The sequence below is a fragment of the Ochrobactrum teleogrylli genome (assembly GCF_037482325.1).
Lineage (GTDB): Bacteria > Pseudomonadota > Alphaproteobacteria > Rhizobiales > Rhizobiaceae > Brucella > Brucella teleogrylli.
Window position 1 is genome coordinate 2406705 of the sequence record NZ_JBBHKQ010000001.1, and the last position, 16844, is coordinate 2423548.

Sequence of the window (16844 nt, forward strand, 5' to 3'; positions counted from 1 at the left end):
TCCTGCCGGAAATGCCGTGCAATTGTCGGCAGGCCAAACCTGCCAGTACGGTCATAACGCGATGGGCGGAACAGAATGTCGCCCGCCTTTAGCACAATTTGTTGGAAAGGGCGAAGCCTTTTACAGACCTCCCCCTACCCATCGCATTATCCTAAGCAAAACCGCTTCGCACTTTTGCTGGAAATGCTCATGCCCTTCGCGCGATTACTTGATGCGCGGCAGCTGTTCCCACTGGTGGTACGGCGGCGGTGAAGGAAGCTGCCATTCCAGCGTGGTTGCGCCTTCGCCCCATGGGTTTGCACCCGCTTCACGCTTCTTCGCGAATGCCTCGAAGACATTGTAGAGGAAGATCAGCACGGCAAAGCCCGAAATATAGGAGCCGTAGGACGACACCATGTTCCAGCCTGCATAGGCATCCGGATAGTCGATGTAACGGCGCGGCATGCCAGCGAGACCGAGGAAATGCTGCGGGAAGAAGATCAGGTTCACACCGATGAAGGTGACCCAGAAATGCAGCTTCGCGGTGAACTCGTTATACATGTAGCCGCTCATCTTCGGGAACCAGTAGTACCAGCCCGCGAAGATCGCAAAGACAGCGCCCAGCGACAGAACGTAGTGGAAGTGTGCCACCACGTAATAGGTGTCGTGCAGTGCACGGTCCAGACCGGCATTGGCGAGCTGAACGCCCGTCACACCACCGACCGTGAACAGGAAGATGAAGCCGATTGCCCACAGCATCGGCGCGCGGAAGGTGATCGAACCACCCCACATGGTCGCGATCCATGAGAAGATCTTGATGCCTGTGGGAACCGCGATGACCATCGTGGCGAACACGAAATAGCGCTGGGTGTCGAGGGACAGGCCGACCGTGTACATATGGTGCGCCCATACCACGAAGCCGACGACACCGATGGCGACCATGGCGTAGGCCATGCCGAGATAACCGAAGATCGGCTTGCGCGAGAAGGTCGAGACGATGTGGCTGACGATGCCAAATCCCGGCAGAATCAGAATGTACACTTCCGGGTGACCGAAGAACCAGAACAGATGCTGGTAGAGGATCGGGTCACCACCGCCATCCGGCGCGAAGAAGGTCGTGCCGAAGTTACGGTCGGTCAGCAGCATGGTGATGCCGCCTGCCAGAACCGGCAGCGAAAGCAGAAGCAGGAATGCCGTGACCAGAACAGCCCACGCGAAGAGCGGCATCTTGTGCAGCGTCATGCCCGGCGCGCGCATGTTCAGGATCGTGGTGATGAAGTTGATTGCACCGAGGATCGACGATGCACCCGAAATGTGCAGCGCCAGAATGGCGAAATCGATTGCCGGACCCGGCTGACCGCTCGTCGAAAGTGGCGGATACAGTGTCCAGCCGCCGCCAGGACCCCAGCCGCCCGGTGCCGAAGGCATGAACAGCGAGATCATCAGCAGCATCAGCGCAGGCGGCAGAAGCCAGAACGAAATATTGTTCATGCGCGGGAACGCCATGTCCGGCGCGCCGATCATCAGCGGCACCATCCAGTTGGCGAAACCACCGATCAGCGCAGGCATGACCATGAAGAAGATCATGACCAGCGCGTGCGCCGAGGTGAACACGTTGAACATCTGCTTGCCGGCATCAAGTGCGGCATCGCCCTCGACACCGTAGACCATGGACGCAAGGCCATGGAAAATCTGAATGCCCGGTTCCTGCAGTTCGGCGCGCATCGCGATGGACAGCGCGCCGCCGATGATACCGGCGATGATTGCGAAGATCAGGTACAGCGTACCGATGTCTTTATGATTGGTCGAGTAAACCCAACGAACCCAGCCGTGTGGCTTGTGGTCGTCATGGGCACCCTCGTGAGCTGCTGTGCCAGCCATGGAATTCGCTCCCGTTTTTCAACAGTTTGGCGTTCGGGATCAGAGACCCGCCGCAGCCACTTTATTGTTTGCGCCACCTTCGACGGCAGCCTGCAGCGCCTTGTTCGCGCCGTTCAGATCCGAGCCCGCAGCGGCGAGCCATGTCTGGTACTGCTCTTTCGAGACAACGCGCACGGCGATTGGCATGAAGCCATGATCCTTGCCGCAAAGCTCCGAGCACTGACCGTAATAGAGGCCTTCCTTGTCAGCCTTGAACCAGGCTTCGTTGATACGGCCGGGAACGGCATCCATCTTCACGCCGAAGGCGGGAATGGTCCAGGAATGGATCACGTCGGCGGCGGTTACCAGAAGGCGAACGGTTTCACCGACCGGAACAACCACTTCATTGTCGACGGCCAGAAGGCGCGGATAGCGGGACTTATCCTCTTTGCCCGCGGCGGCGCGATCTGCATCCTTCAGAAGAAGGGCGTCAAAGCTGACCGGATTGTCGACCTGATATTCATAGCCCCAATACCACTGGTAGCCGGTTGCCTTGACCGTCAGGGACGGGTCTTCCGGCGAATATTGCGCGGTCAGAAGCTGGAACGACGGCACAGCCAGGAACAGAAGAATGATCACGGGACCGACGGTCCAGATCACTTCGATCATCGTATTGTGGCTGGTCTTCGATGGTTCCGGATTGACGCTCGCCCGGAAGCGAAGCACGACGATAACCAGCAACGCCAGAACCAGCAACGTAACCGGAATAATGAACCAGAGCGTATAGCGCTCAAACCAATGAATCTGCTCGGCAATACCCGTTGCAGCGTCCTGAAATCTCCATTCCCATGGACGCGGCTGATCCGCAAAAGCGGCACCGGTCATCCACAGCACTGCAAGAGCACCAACGACGGCGCCCTTCGTTGTGGCAACAATCTTATCCACCAGAACTCTCTCCCTTTTCGCCCTTTCAGGCTGGACGCCGGACGCAAATGACGGCCGCATCCCCCGTCGGCGTTCAAATCACACCTTAACGCACACCGCAAGGAAGGCGAATATGTTCCTGTGCGGCATTTTTGCGCGCAGCTTTTGCCCGCCGACGGAACCACTCCCAATTCCGCCCGGATTTCTAGCCTTATGCCTGCGCGTCCTTAAACCGGCAAAAACTTGGGAAAAACCTGTAAATCTCATAATGAAGCCATGATTTGAAAAGAGGTTTCGCCGCACGTGCTACGTGACAATCGATCCAACAGGCGATATCACCGTTGCAATGATAGCTATGATTGACGATGACTGATAATCGCGTCTCTGATTGCTTTTCATGGCTGATGCTGCGCGTTAACGTCCCACTGATTCGATCAGGGATTCGATCTGGAGATTTCATGACTGTCCGCATGCTTGCCAACCGCCCGATTCTTCAGCGCCTGATGGCTCTTGCCGCTGGCGTCAGCCTGTCGCTCGCAGCCGCAACCCTGCCGTCCGCCGCGCAGAATACGCCCGCGCCGTTGCAGACACCGGATCAGGCCCCGGCTGCGCAGTCGCAGGCGGCCCCGTCCAACCCGCAGCAAAGCGGCAAGCTGAAGTCGCAGCACGGCGCTTGGGCTGTGCTTTGCGATACGCCCGCTGGCGCCAAGACCGAGCAATGCGCGCTAATCCAGAATGTGGTTGCCGCCAAGCGTCCGGAACTCGGCCTTTCGGTCGTGGTTCTGAAGACCGCCGATAACAAGGCGCGCATTCTGCGCGTGCTGGCCCCGCTCGGCGTTCTGCTGCCTAACGGCCTCGGCCTCAACGTCGACGGCAAGGATATTGGCCGCGCCTATTTCGTGCGCTGCTTCGAAGACGGCTGCTATGCGGAAGTTATTCTCGAAGACGAGCTGTTGAAGACGCTGCGTTCCGGCAAGGCCGCAACCTTCATCGTCTTCCAGACACCGGAAGAAGGCGTCGGCATTCCCGTGGATTTGAAGGGGTTTGGTGAAGGCTTCGACGCCCTGCCCTAAGAACTATCGATATTCCGGCGCTGGCGGGCTGCAAACCGCATCCCGCTGCGCTTCCGGTGCTCATGTACCCTTAAGTACATTCCGCTCTGGTTCTTGCGGGCAACGGTTTTCGCCTCACCATCACCAGAATCTCAACAGTTCTTCATCGCGTGGTTGTTCTCAACCGTTTTAAGGCTTACATCCTGCAGCAGACCCATGCTGCAGGATTTGTTTTTATGAAAAGCCTGATCGACAGTTTCGATACCGGACGTGACGATATCGAACGCCTCGTCGCCGCAAGCCTCAAGGGCAGCGACGACGGCGAACTCTTCATCGAATATCGCGAAGCTGAAGCGCTCGTTTTCGACAATGGCCGTCTCAAGACCGGTTCCTTCAATCAGGATCAGGGTTTTGGCCTGCGCTCGGTTGCCGGTGAAGCCATCGGCTATGCCCATGCGGGCGACCTTTCGATGGCCGCGCTGAAGCGCGCCTCCGATGCGGTTTCCGCCACCATTAAGGGCTATGGCGGTTCCTATGCCGCTGCACCGGCGGGCACCAATCGCCATCTCTATACCGACGAAAACCCCATCGGCTCGCCGACCTTTGATGCGAAAGTGCAGCTTTTGCAGCAGATCGATGGCTATCTGCGCGCCAAGGACCCGAAAGTTCGTCAGGTTTCCGTCTCGCTGGCCGGTTCATGGCAGCAGGTTGAAATCCTGCGCGCCGACGGCCATTTCGTGCGCGATATCCGCCCCATGGTGCGGCTCACCGTTTCGGTCGTGGCAGGCAGCGGCGACCGTCAGGAATCCGGCTCGCATACGCTGGGCGGGCGCAAGGGTTTTGGCGAATTTATCACTGTTGAAAGCTGGCAGCACACAGCCGACGAAGCTCTGCGGCAGGCGCTGGTCAATCTGGAAGCGATCCCCGCCCCGGCAGGCACGTTCGACATTGTTCTCGCCAATGGCTGGCCGGGCGTCATGCTGCATGAAGCGGTTGGTCACGGCCTTGAAGGCGACTTCAACCGCAAGAAGACCTCAGCCTTTGCCGGACTGCTCGGCCAGCAGGTGGCATCCAGGGGCGTGACCGTCGTGGATGACGGAACGATTGCCGAGCGTCGCGGTTCGCTGACCATCGACGATGAAGGCACGCCGACCAATCGCACGGTGCTGATCGACGACGGCAAGCTGGTCAATTACATGCAGGACCGGCAGAACGCCCGCCTGATGGGCATGGAGGCGACCGGCAACGGACGCCGTGAATCCTATGCCCATGCGCCGATGCCCCGCATGACCAACACCTATATGCTGTCGGGCGACAAGACACCGGAAGAGATCATCGCCTCCATGAAGAAAGGCATCTATGCTGTTTCGTTCGGCGGCGGACAGGTGGACATCACCTCCGGCAAGTTCGTGTTCGGCTGCACGGAAGCCTATATGATCGAGGACGGCAAGATTGCCGCGCCAATCAAGGGCGCCATGCTGATCGGCAACGGCCCGGATGCCATGCAGCGCATTTCGATGATCGGCAACGACATGAAGCTCGATACCGGCAGCGGCAATTGCGGCAAGGGCGGCCAGTGGGTTCCCGTTGGCGTCGGCCAGCCGCATCTGCGTATGGATCAGGTCACCGTCGGCGGTACGGCGGTCTGAGGACCGTCGTTTAGCCAGAAACGCGGCGCATTTGATAAACCGCACAGAAGGCGTTTATAAAGCTCTCTGAAGGCTTATAGAAAATATAGGCCGATCTGGAGATGCATATGCCTGGTTCTTCATATGACTGGACAGGGAAGCAGCCCGACAAGCGCAACCGGCAAAAGCGCATGCTCATCATCACGGCGATCACGATGGGCGCGCTCATCCTGCTATTGGGCATGGTGGACGGACTTTTGATCCTGCTCGGTTGATGGTGCCCGTTTACGAAATCGACTGCGCAGGCGTGACAACGCCAGACGAACTCTGGCGACGCTACCTTGCCGCGGTCCCGGCGCAGGATGTGCAATCCTTCGGCTATACGCTCGATTCTTTCTGGGATGCGGTGCAATGGCAAGGGCCAGGTTGGCCTGGCGAATGCCAGCTTGTGTTTAAAAACACAGAAGCGCTGAGCAAATTGCGCACGCTCGGAGGCAAGCCTTTTCTGGAAGCCTTCAGACGGCTGGTGCATGACACCAGCCGCATTTCGATAAGGCTAAACTAGATCGTCAGATATTCTGACCGCCGGACACTTCGATGCGCTGGCCGGTGATCCAGCCCGTGCCGCCCGACAGAATGGCCGCTACTGCACCGCCAATATCATCCGGACGTCCCACGCGACCCATGGCAGTGGAGTTCGCCACCATCTTGTTGACTTCCGGCATGTCGCGCACCACGCCACCGCCGAAATCCGTTTCGATGGCGCCCGGCGCAATCGCGTTCACCGCAATGCCGCGCGGGCCAAGTTCGCGGGCGAGATAGCGGGTCAGAACCTCAATGCCGCCCTTCATGGTGGCATAGGCCGAATAGCCCGGCAGCGCGAAACGCGCGAGACCGGTCGAGACATTCAAAATCTTGCCGCCATCCTCGATCAGCGGCAGCAGGGACTGCGTCAGGAAGAAGACGCCTTTCAGATGCACATTCACCAGACCGTCGAAATCTTCTTCCGTGGTTTCGGCAAATGGCTTGTGAACGCCATGACCGGCATTATTCACCAAATAGTCGAAGGTTGTGCGGCCCCATTTTTCCTGAAGCGCCTGCTGCAACTTTTCAGCAAAAGCAGCAAAACTTGCCACCTTCCCCGTGTCGAGCGGCAGGGCAATGGCGGTGCCGCCCTCGGCTGCAATTTCAGAAACCGCCTCGTCCGCCGCCTTCGCGTTGCTCTGATAGGTCAGGACGATGCCGACGCCCTGTCTGGCCAGATGCAGCGCTGCGCTGCGGCCAAGGCCCCGGCTACCGCCTGTGATGAGTGCAATCGTCATGTCAGTTTCCTTTCGCTCAACGAATTCTGGTTTCTATATTGCCGCTTTCCCGTTCGTTCGGCCTGCCACATTCTCCATGAAACATGCCCATTTCTCCGAAGGCTCCGATTTCTGTGTCACGGAAAACAAAGGCTTGCTATGCTTTTCCCATGTCCGAACACGCTTTAAATCTCGCAGCCCGCTGCATCGAAATTGCCCGCGAAACTGGGGTGGGGCCTTATCCTGCGCCGACCGGCATCGACGGCGTAACCGTGGTCTGCTCCCCGGCCATATCGGCCATTCGGCCCGATATGTATCAGCCGATGATTTGCCTGGTCCTCCAGGGCGCCAAAGAAATCCTGCATGGCGAACGGGCCGTTCGTTTCGATGCGGGCATGACGGCGATCGTCTCGCACGAATTGATCACAGGTGCGCGCATTGTCGAAGCCAGCCCCGATAATCCCTATATAGCCCTTGCTTGCCGGATCGATCTGGAGATTTTGCGCGCCCTTCAGGGCGAGATTGAGCCGGAGATGATCGCGGCGGCGCGTAGCGAAGCCGTGGCCACCGGCAGGGCGGATGCAGGCGTGACCGATGCCATGACGCGTTTGCTCGATCTGCGCGACAAGCCGCTGGAACGCCGCGTTCTTGAGCCGATGATCCGCAAGGAACTGCATTTCCGCGTGCTTCTGACCCGCAACGGCGCGATGTTGCGTCAGCTGGCCCAGCCGGGCAGCCCGGCAAGCCGCATCGCTAAAGCAATCACCCATATCAAGCAGCACTGGAACAATCCGATCCGCACGGAAGAGCTGGCGGATATTGCCGGAATGAGCCCTTCCAGCTTTCACGAGCATTTCAAATCCGTCATGGCCACCACGCCGCTGCAATATCAAAAGGCGTTGCGGCTTCTGGAAGCGCGCCGCCCGTTGAGCGAAACCGCCGTGCCGGTTTCATCGGTTGCTTTTGCTGTCGGCTATGAAAGCCCGACGCAGTTCAGCCGCGATTATCGCCGCGCATATGGCGCCCCGCCTCGCGACATGCGGACGCGATAAGGACTATTCTCCCGGCAAGGCCCGCACATAATCGATGAAGGCGCGCAATGGCTTTGGCGTGAACCGGCTGGAAAAATAGAGATGCGGCCCGTCAAAGGCTGGCCACCAGTCGGACAGCACCGGCACCAGTTCGCCGCGCTCGCGAAAGGGTTCCAGCCAGTTGCGGAAACTGTAGATCAGGCCATGTCCCGCCACTGCCAGATTGAAAGCGCCCCAAACACCCGTCGTGCCGATGATCAGCCGCCCCGGCGGATCGACAGTGACGGTCTCGCCGTCCTTTTCGAACTCCCATTCGGTCAGCGCCCCGCTGACAAACCGCATGCGGATGCAATCATGCTCCAGCACATCGCCCGGATGCTGTGGCATGCCCCGCCTCTCGATATAGCCGGGCGCCGCCATCAGCGCGCCCCATTGCCGACGCGGCCCAATGGGCACCGCGATCATATCCTGCGCCAGATGCTCGCCATAGCGGATGCCCGCATCACAGCCAGCGGCGGTGAAATCGATGAACCGGTCATCCACCATGACTTCAATCTGGACGTCTGGATGCTGGGCAAGAAAACCGTCGATCAGCGGCGGCAGAATGTCATACATGACTGCGCCCGGCACATTCAGCTTCAGCCTGCCCCGCACCGCGTTTTGCGAACTGGCGGCTTCATCAAGGGCAGCGCGCGCTTCGGCCATCACCGGGCCAAGCCGTTCCACAAGGGCGCTGCCCGCTTCGGTCAGGTGAACGCTGCGCGTGGTGCGGATCAACAATGGCACGCCCAGTCGCGCCTCAAGCCGCGAGACCGTCTCGCTGACCATGGATGCCGACACACCGAGCCACCGCGCCGCATTGCGAAAACCGCCGGAACGGGCGACCGCTAAAAAGACCGACACATCATCAAGGGGGAGTATCTGACTATTGTTCGCCATATCGAACAAGCTATCCGCTTCAGGCCCGGTTATCAATCCAAGGGCGATCAGTCACAGTTCCGAAAAAGGAGAATTCAGATGAGTGATCATTCGGCCACGGCCCCTGTAACGGACAACAAAGACGCCCCGGCAGCCGCTGCCGGACGCTTCACCTTCCCCGGCACCGCGATTTCCGTCAACAGGATGGGTTATGGCGCTATGCAGCTTGCCGGATCGCATGCGTTTGGAGAACCGCGTGATCCCGATGAAGCCCGCGCCGTGCTGCGCGAAGCGCTGACGCTCGGCATCGACCATATCGACACCAGCGACTTCTACGGTCCTTATGTGACCAACCGCCTCATTCGCGAGGCGCTCTATCCCTACCCCGACCAGCTGACGCTGGTGACCAAGATCGGCGCACGACGCGACGACAAGGGCGGCTGGGTCTTGCAGCGCGATGCGGATTTTCTGCGCCAGTCTGTCGAAGACAATCTCGAACGCCTTGGCCTCGACCAGATCGCCATCGTCAATCTGCGGATGGGTGGACCGGACGATGATATTGTCGCGCCCATGAAAGCCATGCGGCAAATGCAGGATGAAGGGTTGCTCGCCCATATCGGCATCAGCAATATCGACGCAGCGCAGCTCCAGACAGCGCGCGACATCGCGCCGATTGTCTGCGTGCAGAACCTCTATAATCTGGTGAACCGGACCGATGACGTGATGATCGACGGTCTTGCCGAAGACGGCATCCCCTATGTTCCCTTCTTTCCGCTGGGCGGTTTTACACCGTTACAAACGGAGGAACTGAACCGGGTCGCGGAAGAAATGGGCGCGACGCCGCAAAGCGTGGCGCTGGCCTGGCTCTTGCAACGCAGCCCGAATATCCTGCTGATCCCCGGCACGTCACGCAGAACCCACCTGCGCCAGAATATCGCCGCAGCCGCCTTGGCGATCAGCCCCGAACACAAGGCCCGTCTGGACGCCATAGCCGGACTTGCCCAATGATCAGATAAAATAAAACCGCCTCAAGGGCGGTTTTATTGTGATTGCGATGCTCAGATGCCCGGCTCTTCTTCGAGCAGGCCGGTCACGAAATCGAACAGGCCGGGGCGGCGGTCGCGACGCAGGCGCTCGGCCTCAATGATCGACTTGATCGCCGCAAAGGAGCGGTCGAGGTCTTCATTGATGACGATATAGTCGTATTTCACCCATTTCTGGATTTCAAAACGGGCATTCTGCAAGCGCGTTTCGATCACTTCCGGCGTGTCTTCCGCGCGGCGATTGAGGCGCTGCTGCAATTCGCGCATCGTCGGCGGCAGGATGAAGATCGACACCACATCGGCGGGCATCTTGGCCTGAAGCTGGTCCGCGCCCTGCCAGTCGATGTCGAACAGCATGTCCTGTCCGTCGGCCAGTGCAATCTCGGCGGTTTCGCGCAAGGTGCCGTAGAAATTGCCGTGCACTTCCGCCCATTCGATCAGCTCGTCATTGTCGCGCAGGCGCTCGAACTCGCGAATGGTCTTGAAGTGATAATGCACCCCTTCGATCTCGCTTGGACGGCGCTGGCGCGTCGTCACGCTGATCGACAGCGAGAGGTCCATCTTCTTGTCTTCCAGCAACAGCCGGGCAATCGTGGATTTTCCGGCGCCCGATGGCGACGAGATCACCACCATCAAGCCTCTGCGTGCGACGCCATGTTCAACTGAAGTGATGGCCATGTTACTCTTACTCCAGATTCTGTACTTGTTCGCGAAACTGATCGACGACCGCTTTCAGTTCCAGCCCGATGGCCGTGATCGACGCCGCGTTCGATTTGGAACACAGTGTATTCGCTTCACGATTAAATTCCTGTGAAAGAAAATCGAGCTTGCGCCCGACCGGCCCGCCATCGGCGAGCAATTTATGTGCGGAGGCGACATGGGTGTCGAGCCGGTCCAGCTCTTCCTGAATATCCGCCTTGGTCGCAAGGAAGGCCGCTTCCTGATAAAGCCGGGCCTCATCCAGTTCACGCGGGCCGTCGAGCAGCAGCGCAACCTCGGTGGCAAGCCGCGCCTTGATGGCATCCGTGCTTCGTGACGGGTCCTGACGCGCTGCTTCGGTAAGACGGCCAATCGTATCGACATGGCCGGACAGGATCGTGAACAGCGCCTTGCCTTCCTGCGTCCGCGCTTCGGCAATGGCCTTCAGCGCGCCTTCAAAGGCTGCCACGACGGCTGCTTCCAGTACCGCCCGGGCATCGTCGTCTTCCGAAACCTGCGCCTGATCGATCATACCGCGCAGCGACAGCACACCATCGACGCTGGCAGGCGCCAGACCGTGCTTTTCCTGCAATTCGGCACCGAGTTTCAGCACCTCGGCCAGCATGGCGTGGTTGATGACGAAATTGGCCTGCTCGTCGGTCCGTTCGACACTCAGGCTCGCCTGAAAATTGCCGCGGGAAAAATGACGCGCCAGCATGGAACGCACCGGATGCTCGGCCGCTTCCAGCCCCTGCGGCAGACGCAGGCGCAGATCAAGCCCCTTGCCATTGACCGAGCGCACTTCCCAAACGATACGCGCTTCGCCATTGGCGCCGTCATGCTGCGCGGCATAGCGCGCAAATCCGGTCATGCTCTGGAGCGCCATGCGTCCCTTCCCCTCAACCTGAGCCCGGAAGCGATAGTTCGCCGCCCGTGCACCGAAACTCAATCATGCACTCCAATACGCGGAATGCTGCATTCCTTTAGACATACAGAGCCGGCGCTTTTCAGCAACCGGCTCTGTCGAATCACACACAGATATGTCTGGCAGTCAGGTCACTGCGCAACCTTCTGGCTGCCAGCAGCGCCACCGGCGCTGTTCTGCTGTTCGACATTGCGCCACTTGCGGACATTGGCATTGTGTTCCTGCAAGGTCTTCGAGAAGACATGCCCGCCGGTGCCATCGGCAACGAAATACAAATCCTCGGTCGCAAGTGGATTGGCGACCGCTTCCAGTGCCGCCTTGCCCGGATTGGCAATCGGCGCCGGTGGCAATCCGTTGATGACATAGGTGTTGTAGGGCGTCGGCTTTTCGATATCCGACTTGAAGATCGGACGGTCGGACGGTTTGCCCGCACCACCGAACAAGCCATAGATGATCGTCGGGTCCGATTGCAGCCGCATGCCCTTGTTCAGACGATTGACGAAAACCGAAGCGACATGCGGACGCTCCGACGCGATACCCGTTTCCTTCTCGACGATGGAAGCGAGCGTCACGAATTCATTGCGGTCCTTGACCGGCAGGTCGGGGCCGCGCTTCGCCCAGATATCGTCAACCAGCTTCTTTTGCGAAGCGATCATGCGGTCGATGATTTCGGTCCGCGTGGTGCCACGCGTGAAATGCAACGTGTCGGTGAAGAGCGAACCTTCCGGCGGCATGTCTTTCGGCATATCGCCGACCAGAATCGGATCAGACGAAATACGATCGAAAATCTGCTTGACCGTCAGCCCTTCCGGCACCGTCAGCGGATACATGATCGACTTGCCGCTGATGAGAATATTCATCACGTCGCGCATGGTTGCACCCGCTGGAATGGCATATTCACCGGCCTTGAGGTCGTTTTCGTGACCATAGGCGCGCATGCCGAAACGGAAAATACGTCCATCGCTGACGATATCGCGGGCTTCGAGGCTGTTGGCGACTTCGGAAATGCCCGCGCCGCGCTTGACCACGAAAGTCGTCTCGCTTGCCAGCGGGCCCTGCCCGTCAAATTGCATCTTGCCGAAATAAAACAGCGCCGACGCGCCCAGCAAAGCGAGCACGACCAGCGACAGCATGAAATTCATGAAGACGACGATCTGGCTGCGCGCATGGCGCGAACGCTTGCGCGGCGGCGGCGTGCCGGGTTCAGGACGCAGAGCTTCCGACGCAGATTTGGGAACAAACGGCTTTGTGGCCGCAGCCGTTTCCGCCGGCGCTTCCGTTGGCGTCTCCGGCTTGCCAGCCTTGGCTTGCTCTTCAGCAGAGTTGGTTCCGGGTTGTGCCCCGGGCTGTACCTCTGAATTCACTCCGTCACCTCGGTCCTGTAGCCTTGACCGGCCTTGCCGCCAAGAGGCGTCAACGACCTGTCCCGAGCGGCTCTCCGCACTTGATGCCCAAATCCGCTCAGGCCGAAGCCTTCCGTCAATTCGAGCGTGCTCACCCTAACCACTATTAGCGATTTTAAATATCGCATCCGGTTATATTTTGACAAAAACGCGGAGAAATCCCCGCGTTTTTATTTATTCCTATCAGATTTGGTCTGTCCGGCCAGAAATGCCGGTCAGGAATAGCGACGCAACACCAGCGAAGCGTTGGTTCCGCCGAATCCGAAGGAGTTCGAAAGAGCCACGTCGATCTTGCGTTCGCGTGCCTTGTGCGGCACCAGATCGATCTTTGTCGAGACAGCCGGATTGTCGAGATTGAGCGTCGCAGGTGCGATATTGTCGCGAATGGCCAGCGTCGAGAAAATCGCTTCGGCAGCACCGGCAGCACCCAGAAGATGGCCGATGGACGACTTGGTCGAGGACATGGAAATCTTCGAAGCCGCATCGCCGACCACGCGCTCCACAGCGCCCAGTTCGATCGTATCGGCCATGGTCGATGTGCCATGGGCGTTGATGTAGTCGATCTGGTCCGGCGTGATTTCAGCGCGCTTGAGAGCCGCAACCATGCAGCGCTCCGCACCTTCGCCGCTCTCGGTCGGAGCCGTGATATGGTAGGCATCGCCCGAAAGGCCGTAGCCGATCACTTCGGCATAGATCTTCGCGCCACGCGCCAGCGCGTGTTCGAGTTCCTCCAGAACCACAACGCCTGCACCTTCGCCCATGACGAAGCCGTCACGGTCATCGTCATAGGGACGCGATGCGGCGGTCGGATCGTCGTTGCGCTTGGTGGACAGCGCCTTGCAGGCGGCAAAGCCCGCCAGCGAAATGCGGCTGACCGGCGATTCCGTGCCACCGGCAACCATCACCTCGGCGTCGCCGAAAGCGATCAGGCGGGCTGCATCGCCAATGGCGTGCGTGCCTGTTGCGCAAGCGGTGACGACCGAATGGTTCGGGCCGCGCAAATTGTGCTTGATCGACACATGGCCGGAAGCCAGGTTGATCAGACGGCCGGGAATGAAGAACGGGGAAATGCGGCGCGGGCCCTTGTCGCGCAGCGTGTAGCCTGCTTCGACTATGCCTTCGATGCCGCCAATGCCGGAACCGATCAGAACGCCGGTGCGCACCTGATCTTCGTCGCTTTCGGGATGCCAGTTCGCGTCATCCAGTGCCTGATCGGCCGCGCCGACGGCATAGACGATGAACGGATCGACCTTGCGCTGCTCCTTGGGCTCCATGTGGAGATCGGCATTGAACGTGCCGTTGGTGCCGTCGCCAACCGGAATGCGGCAGGCAATCTGGCAGGCCAGATCGTCAACCTCGAATTCCGTGATGCGGCGAGCCCCGCTTTCGCCAGCCAGAAGCCGCTTCCAGGACTCTTCCACACCGCTTGCAAGCGGTGACACCAGACCGAGACCGGTGATGACGACACGCCTCATATCCACCCCTTAAAACTGTTATGTCACGAGCATCTACCCGCAGGCTTTCACCGGCAGATGCAATGTCCGGGCCTGACTTTGAAAAGGGATGATGCTCCAATCGTTAAATCGGAGTCTGCCGCAAGAGCCTGTCGAAACGATCCGACACCGGCATGCCGGCAAATTCACTTGGATGCCGAAACGGCCCGTACAGACATGTCTGTACACTGTATTTTCTACACGCTTTATTCCCGACCATTCCCGGATGCGAGGCAACCTTCATTAAAAAGGCGCAGCATCCGGCAATGTCGGAATAGAGCTCAGAATACAGGCAGGGCCGGGTTCCGAAGAGCCCAGCCCTCAGCTCTGGTCCTGATTAGGCCGAAGCCTTGTCGATGAACTTCACAGCGTCGCCGACCGTGAGGATCGTTTCTGCAGCGTCGTCAGGAATTTCAACGCCGAATTCTTCTTCGAAAGCCATGACCAGCTCGACGGTGTCGAGGCTGTCTGCGCCGAGATCATCAATGAAGCTTGCGCCTTCCGTGACCTTGTCGGCATCTACGCCCAGATGTTCAACAACGATTTTCTTGACGCGCTCTGCGGTATCGCTCATGTCGGAACCTCGACCTGTTTGTTTGTTGCTCTGCCTTGGTTAGCGGCATGCAGGATTGTAATCAAGTTCTAAGATGACTGCCAGTTTCGAGCGAAGCCGCCCGGACAGTCATCCTGTGGATATTCCTTTCGGAACAGGATCGCGGCAAATTCTACGAAATGCCACAACTCTCGATGGGCGCATTACCATGCTTCTTGAGCAAGGCAAAGCGCCTTTTCCCGTCACGCCCCATGTATTAAGGTGTTTTATACCATAAACTGGCGGCGTGAAGGGGCTTAAATCATGGCCATGCCGCCATTGATATGCAGCGTCTGACCCGTCACGTAGCCGGCCTGATCGCTGGCGAGATAGACCACGGCAGCAGCAATATCGGCGCCAACACCCATGCGCTTCATGGGAATATTGGCCATGATCGCTTCTTTTTGCTTGTCGTTCAGCTTGTCGGTCATGGCCGATTCGATGAAGCCCGGCGCAATGCAGTTCACCGTCACATTGCGGCTTGCGATTTCCTGCGCCAGCGACTTGGAGAAGCCGATGAGGCCCGCCTTCGACGCGCAATAATTCGCCTGCCCCGGATTGCCGGTCACGCCGACGATGGAGGTGATGTTGATGATGCGGCCATTGCGGCGGCGCATCATCGGATGGGTCAGCTCACGCGTCAGGTTGAAAACCGAGGTGAGATTGACATTCAGAACGGCATCCCAGTCTTCATCGCTCATGCGCACGAACAGGCCGTCACGGGTGATACCGGCATTGTTGACCAGAATATCGACGCCGCCCAGCTCTTCTTCCGCCTTCTGGCCGAGCGCCTTGACGGCTTCGCGGTCCGACAGATTGGCCGGGAAGATGAAAACACGATCGCCGAGTTCGGCGGCCAGTTCCTTCAGCTTTTCTTCGCGCGTACCGTGCAGGCCGACAATAGCGCCCTGTGTATGGAGAGCGCGAGCAATCGCTTCACCCAGACCGCCGGTCGCACCGGTTACGAGAGCCTTGCGGCCAGTCAGATCAAACATATCGGATCCTTTTAGCTAATGAGCTTTTAGAGCAGCAAGCGCTGCTTCGATTTCTTCAGCCGAACCAACAGCGGAGCCCGACACATCCTTGGAGATGCGGCGCGCCAGACCGGTCAGAACCTTGCCCGAACCTACTTCATAAAGCGAGGTCACGCCATTGGCGGCAAACCATTCCACGGTCTCGCGCCATCGCACCTGACCCGTCACCTGCTCAACCAGCAGATCGGCGATTTCACCGGCGTCCGTCACCGGCGCGGCGCGCACATTGGCGATGAGCGGGACAACCGGATTGTGCTTCTCGACACTGGCCAGCGCTTCGCGCATTGCTTCAGCAGCCGGAGCCATCAGAGTCGAATGGAAGGGTGCGGAAACCGGCAGCATGATGGCGCGCTTTGCGCCCTTTTCCGAAGCAAGCTTTGCCGCCAGTTCGACCGCAGCCTTGGAGCCGGAAATTACCAGCTGGCCGCCGCCATTGTCATTGGCGATCTGAACAGAACCGGAAACCCTGGCTTCCGTGCAGATTGCTTCCACATCGCCATGCTCCAGACCGATGATGGCAGCCATCGCGCCTTCGCCAACCGGAACAGCCTTCTGCATCGCATTGCCGCGAATGCGCAGGAGGCGCGCCGTATCGGCAAGCGAGAAGGTGCCGGCAGCGCAAAGTGCGGAATATTCGCCCAGCGAATGACCGGCCACATAGGAAACCTTTTCCTTCAGCGAGAAGCCACGCGCTTCCATGACGCGCAGGACGGCCATCGACACGGCCATCAGTGCGGGCTGGGCATTGGCGGTGAGCGTCAGAACGTCTTCCGGGCCTTCGAACATGGTGGCGGACAGCTTTTCGCCAAGCGCTGCGTCCACTTCGTCGAAGACGGCGCGCGCTTCCGCGAACTGTTCGGCCAGGGCTTTGCCCATGCCTACCGCCTGGCTGCCCTGTCCGGGAAAGGTAAATGCTACCGCCATTGATGCCTCGTTCTGGTTCTATGCATATGATAAAGGTG

Annotated in this window: 17 protein-coding genes; 6 read left to right on the forward strand and 11 right to left on the reverse strand. The window is 59.1% G+C overall.

Features of this window, described 5'->3' with window-relative positions:
* Positions 1-204: 204 nt before the first annotated feature.
* Positions 205-1860, reverse strand: coding sequence for a cytochrome c oxidase subunit I (gene ctaD, locus WIX40_RS11305; protein WP_109368491.1), 1656 nt, complete (start codon positions 1858-1860; stop codon positions 205-207).
* Positions 1861-1899: 39 nt separating this feature from the next.
* The gene (gene coxB / locus WIX40_RS11310) at positions 1900-2784 is read right to left on the reverse strand and encodes a cytochrome c oxidase subunit II (RefSeq protein WP_109368490.1); all 885 of its coding nucleotides are present in this window, start codon (positions 2782-2784) and stop codon (positions 1900-1902) included.
* Between the two features lie 437 nt (positions 2785-3221).
* Between coxB and WIX40_RS11315 the strand changes: the two genes are divergently transcribed.
* The 4 genes from WIX40_RS11315 to WIX40_RS11330 all read left to right on the forward strand — a co-directional run bounded on the left by WIX40_RS11315 (position 3222) and on the right by WIX40_RS11330 (position 6008).
* Positions 3222-3836, forward strand: coding sequence for an invasion associated locus B family protein (locus WIX40_RS11315; protein WP_109368489.1), 615 nt, complete (start codon positions 3222-3224; stop codon positions 3834-3836).
* A gap of 215 nt (positions 3837-4051) precedes the next feature.
* Positions 4052-5464, forward strand: a complete 1413-nt coding sequence (tldD, locus tag WIX40_RS11320; RefSeq protein WP_339439929.1) for a metalloprotease TldD — start codon at positions 4052-4054, stop codon at positions 5462-5464.
* Positions 5465-5571: 107 nt separating this feature from the next.
* Positions 5572-5718: a hypothetical protein gene (locus WIX40_RS11325; protein ID WP_167836051.1), complete on the forward strand. Its 147-nt coding sequence runs from the start codon at positions 5572-5574 to the stop codon at positions 5716-5718.
* Positions 5718-6008, forward strand: a complete 291-nt coding sequence (locus tag WIX40_RS11330; RefSeq protein ID WP_339441008.1) for a barstar family protein — start codon at positions 5718-5720, stop codon at positions 6006-6008. Before WIX40_RS11325 ends, WIX40_RS11330 begins: the two co-directional genes overlap by 1 nt.
* Positions 6009-6012: 4 nt before the next feature.
* Here the strand turns inward: WIX40_RS11330 and WIX40_RS11335 are convergent, their stop codons facing one another.
* Entirely contained in the window at positions 6013-6765 is a 753-nt protein-coding gene (locus WIX40_RS11335) for an SDR family NAD(P)-dependent oxidoreductase (protein WP_339439930.1), read from the reverse strand.
* A 149-nt stretch (positions 6766-6914) separates the two neighbouring features.
* On the opposite strand from WIX40_RS11335, the gene WIX40_RS11340 reads away from it, so the two are divergent.
* Complete coding sequence (locus WIX40_RS11340) at positions 6915-7796, forward strand: AraC family transcriptional regulator (protein WP_339439931.1); 882 nt, start codon at positions 6915-6917, stop codon at positions 7794-7796.
* 3 nt (positions 7797-7799) lie between these two features.
* Here WIX40_RS11340 and WIX40_RS11345 read toward each other — a convergent pair whose 3' ends face one another.
* Positions 7800-8714: a LysR family transcriptional regulator gene (locus tag WIX40_RS11345; RefSeq protein WP_339439932.1), complete on the reverse strand. Its 915-nt coding sequence runs from the start codon at positions 8712-8714 to the stop codon at positions 7800-7802.
* Between the two features lie 78 nt (positions 8715-8792).
* On the opposite strand from WIX40_RS11345, the gene WIX40_RS11350 reads away from it, so the two are divergent.
* Complete coding sequence (locus WIX40_RS11350) at positions 8793-9701, forward strand: oxidoreductase (protein WP_109368485.1); 909 nt, start codon at positions 8793-8795, stop codon at positions 9699-9701.
* Between the two features lie 50 nt (positions 9702-9751).
* On the opposite strand, the gene gmk is transcribed toward WIX40_RS11350, so the two are convergent.
* From gmk to fabD, 7 genes are all read right to left on the reverse strand, one after another.
* Positions 9752-10414, reverse strand: coding sequence for a guanylate kinase (gene gmk, locus WIX40_RS11355; RefSeq protein WP_339439933.1), 663 nt, complete (start codon positions 10412-10414; stop codon positions 9752-9754).
* A 7-nt stretch (positions 10415-10421) separates the two neighbouring features.
* Positions 10422-11321, reverse strand: coding sequence for a YicC/YloC family endoribonuclease (locus tag WIX40_RS11360; RefSeq protein ID WP_339441010.1), 900 nt, complete (start codon positions 11319-11321; stop codon positions 10422-10424).
* Between the two features lie 170 nt (positions 11322-11491).
* On the reverse strand, positions 11492-12724 hold the full coding sequence (gene mltG / locus WIX40_RS11365; RefSeq protein ID WP_109368482.1) for an endolytic transglycosylase MltG: 1233 nt from the start codon (positions 12722-12724) through the stop codon (positions 11492-11494).
* Between the two features lie 254 nt (positions 12725-12978).
* Positions 12979-14238, reverse strand: a complete 1260-nt coding sequence (fabF, locus tag WIX40_RS11370; RefSeq protein ID WP_109368481.1) for a beta-ketoacyl-ACP synthase II — start codon at positions 14236-14238, stop codon at positions 12979-12981.
* 355 nt (positions 14239-14593) lie between these two features.
* Positions 14594-14830: an acyl carrier protein gene (locus WIX40_RS11375; RefSeq protein ID WP_002963616.1), complete on the reverse strand. Its 237-nt coding sequence runs from the start codon at positions 14828-14830 to the stop codon at positions 14594-14596.
* A 275-nt stretch (positions 14831-15105) separates the two neighbouring features.
* On the reverse strand, positions 15106-15843 hold the full coding sequence (gene fabG, locus WIX40_RS11380; protein ID WP_339439934.1) for a 3-oxoacyl-[acyl-carrier-protein] reductase: 738 nt from the start codon (positions 15841-15843) through the stop codon (positions 15106-15108).
* A gap of 15 nt (positions 15844-15858) precedes the next feature.
* Entirely contained in the window at positions 15859-16806 is a 948-nt protein-coding gene (gene fabD / locus WIX40_RS11385; protein WP_339439935.1) for an ACP S-malonyltransferase, read from the reverse strand.
* Positions 16807-16844 lie beyond the last annotated feature (38 nt).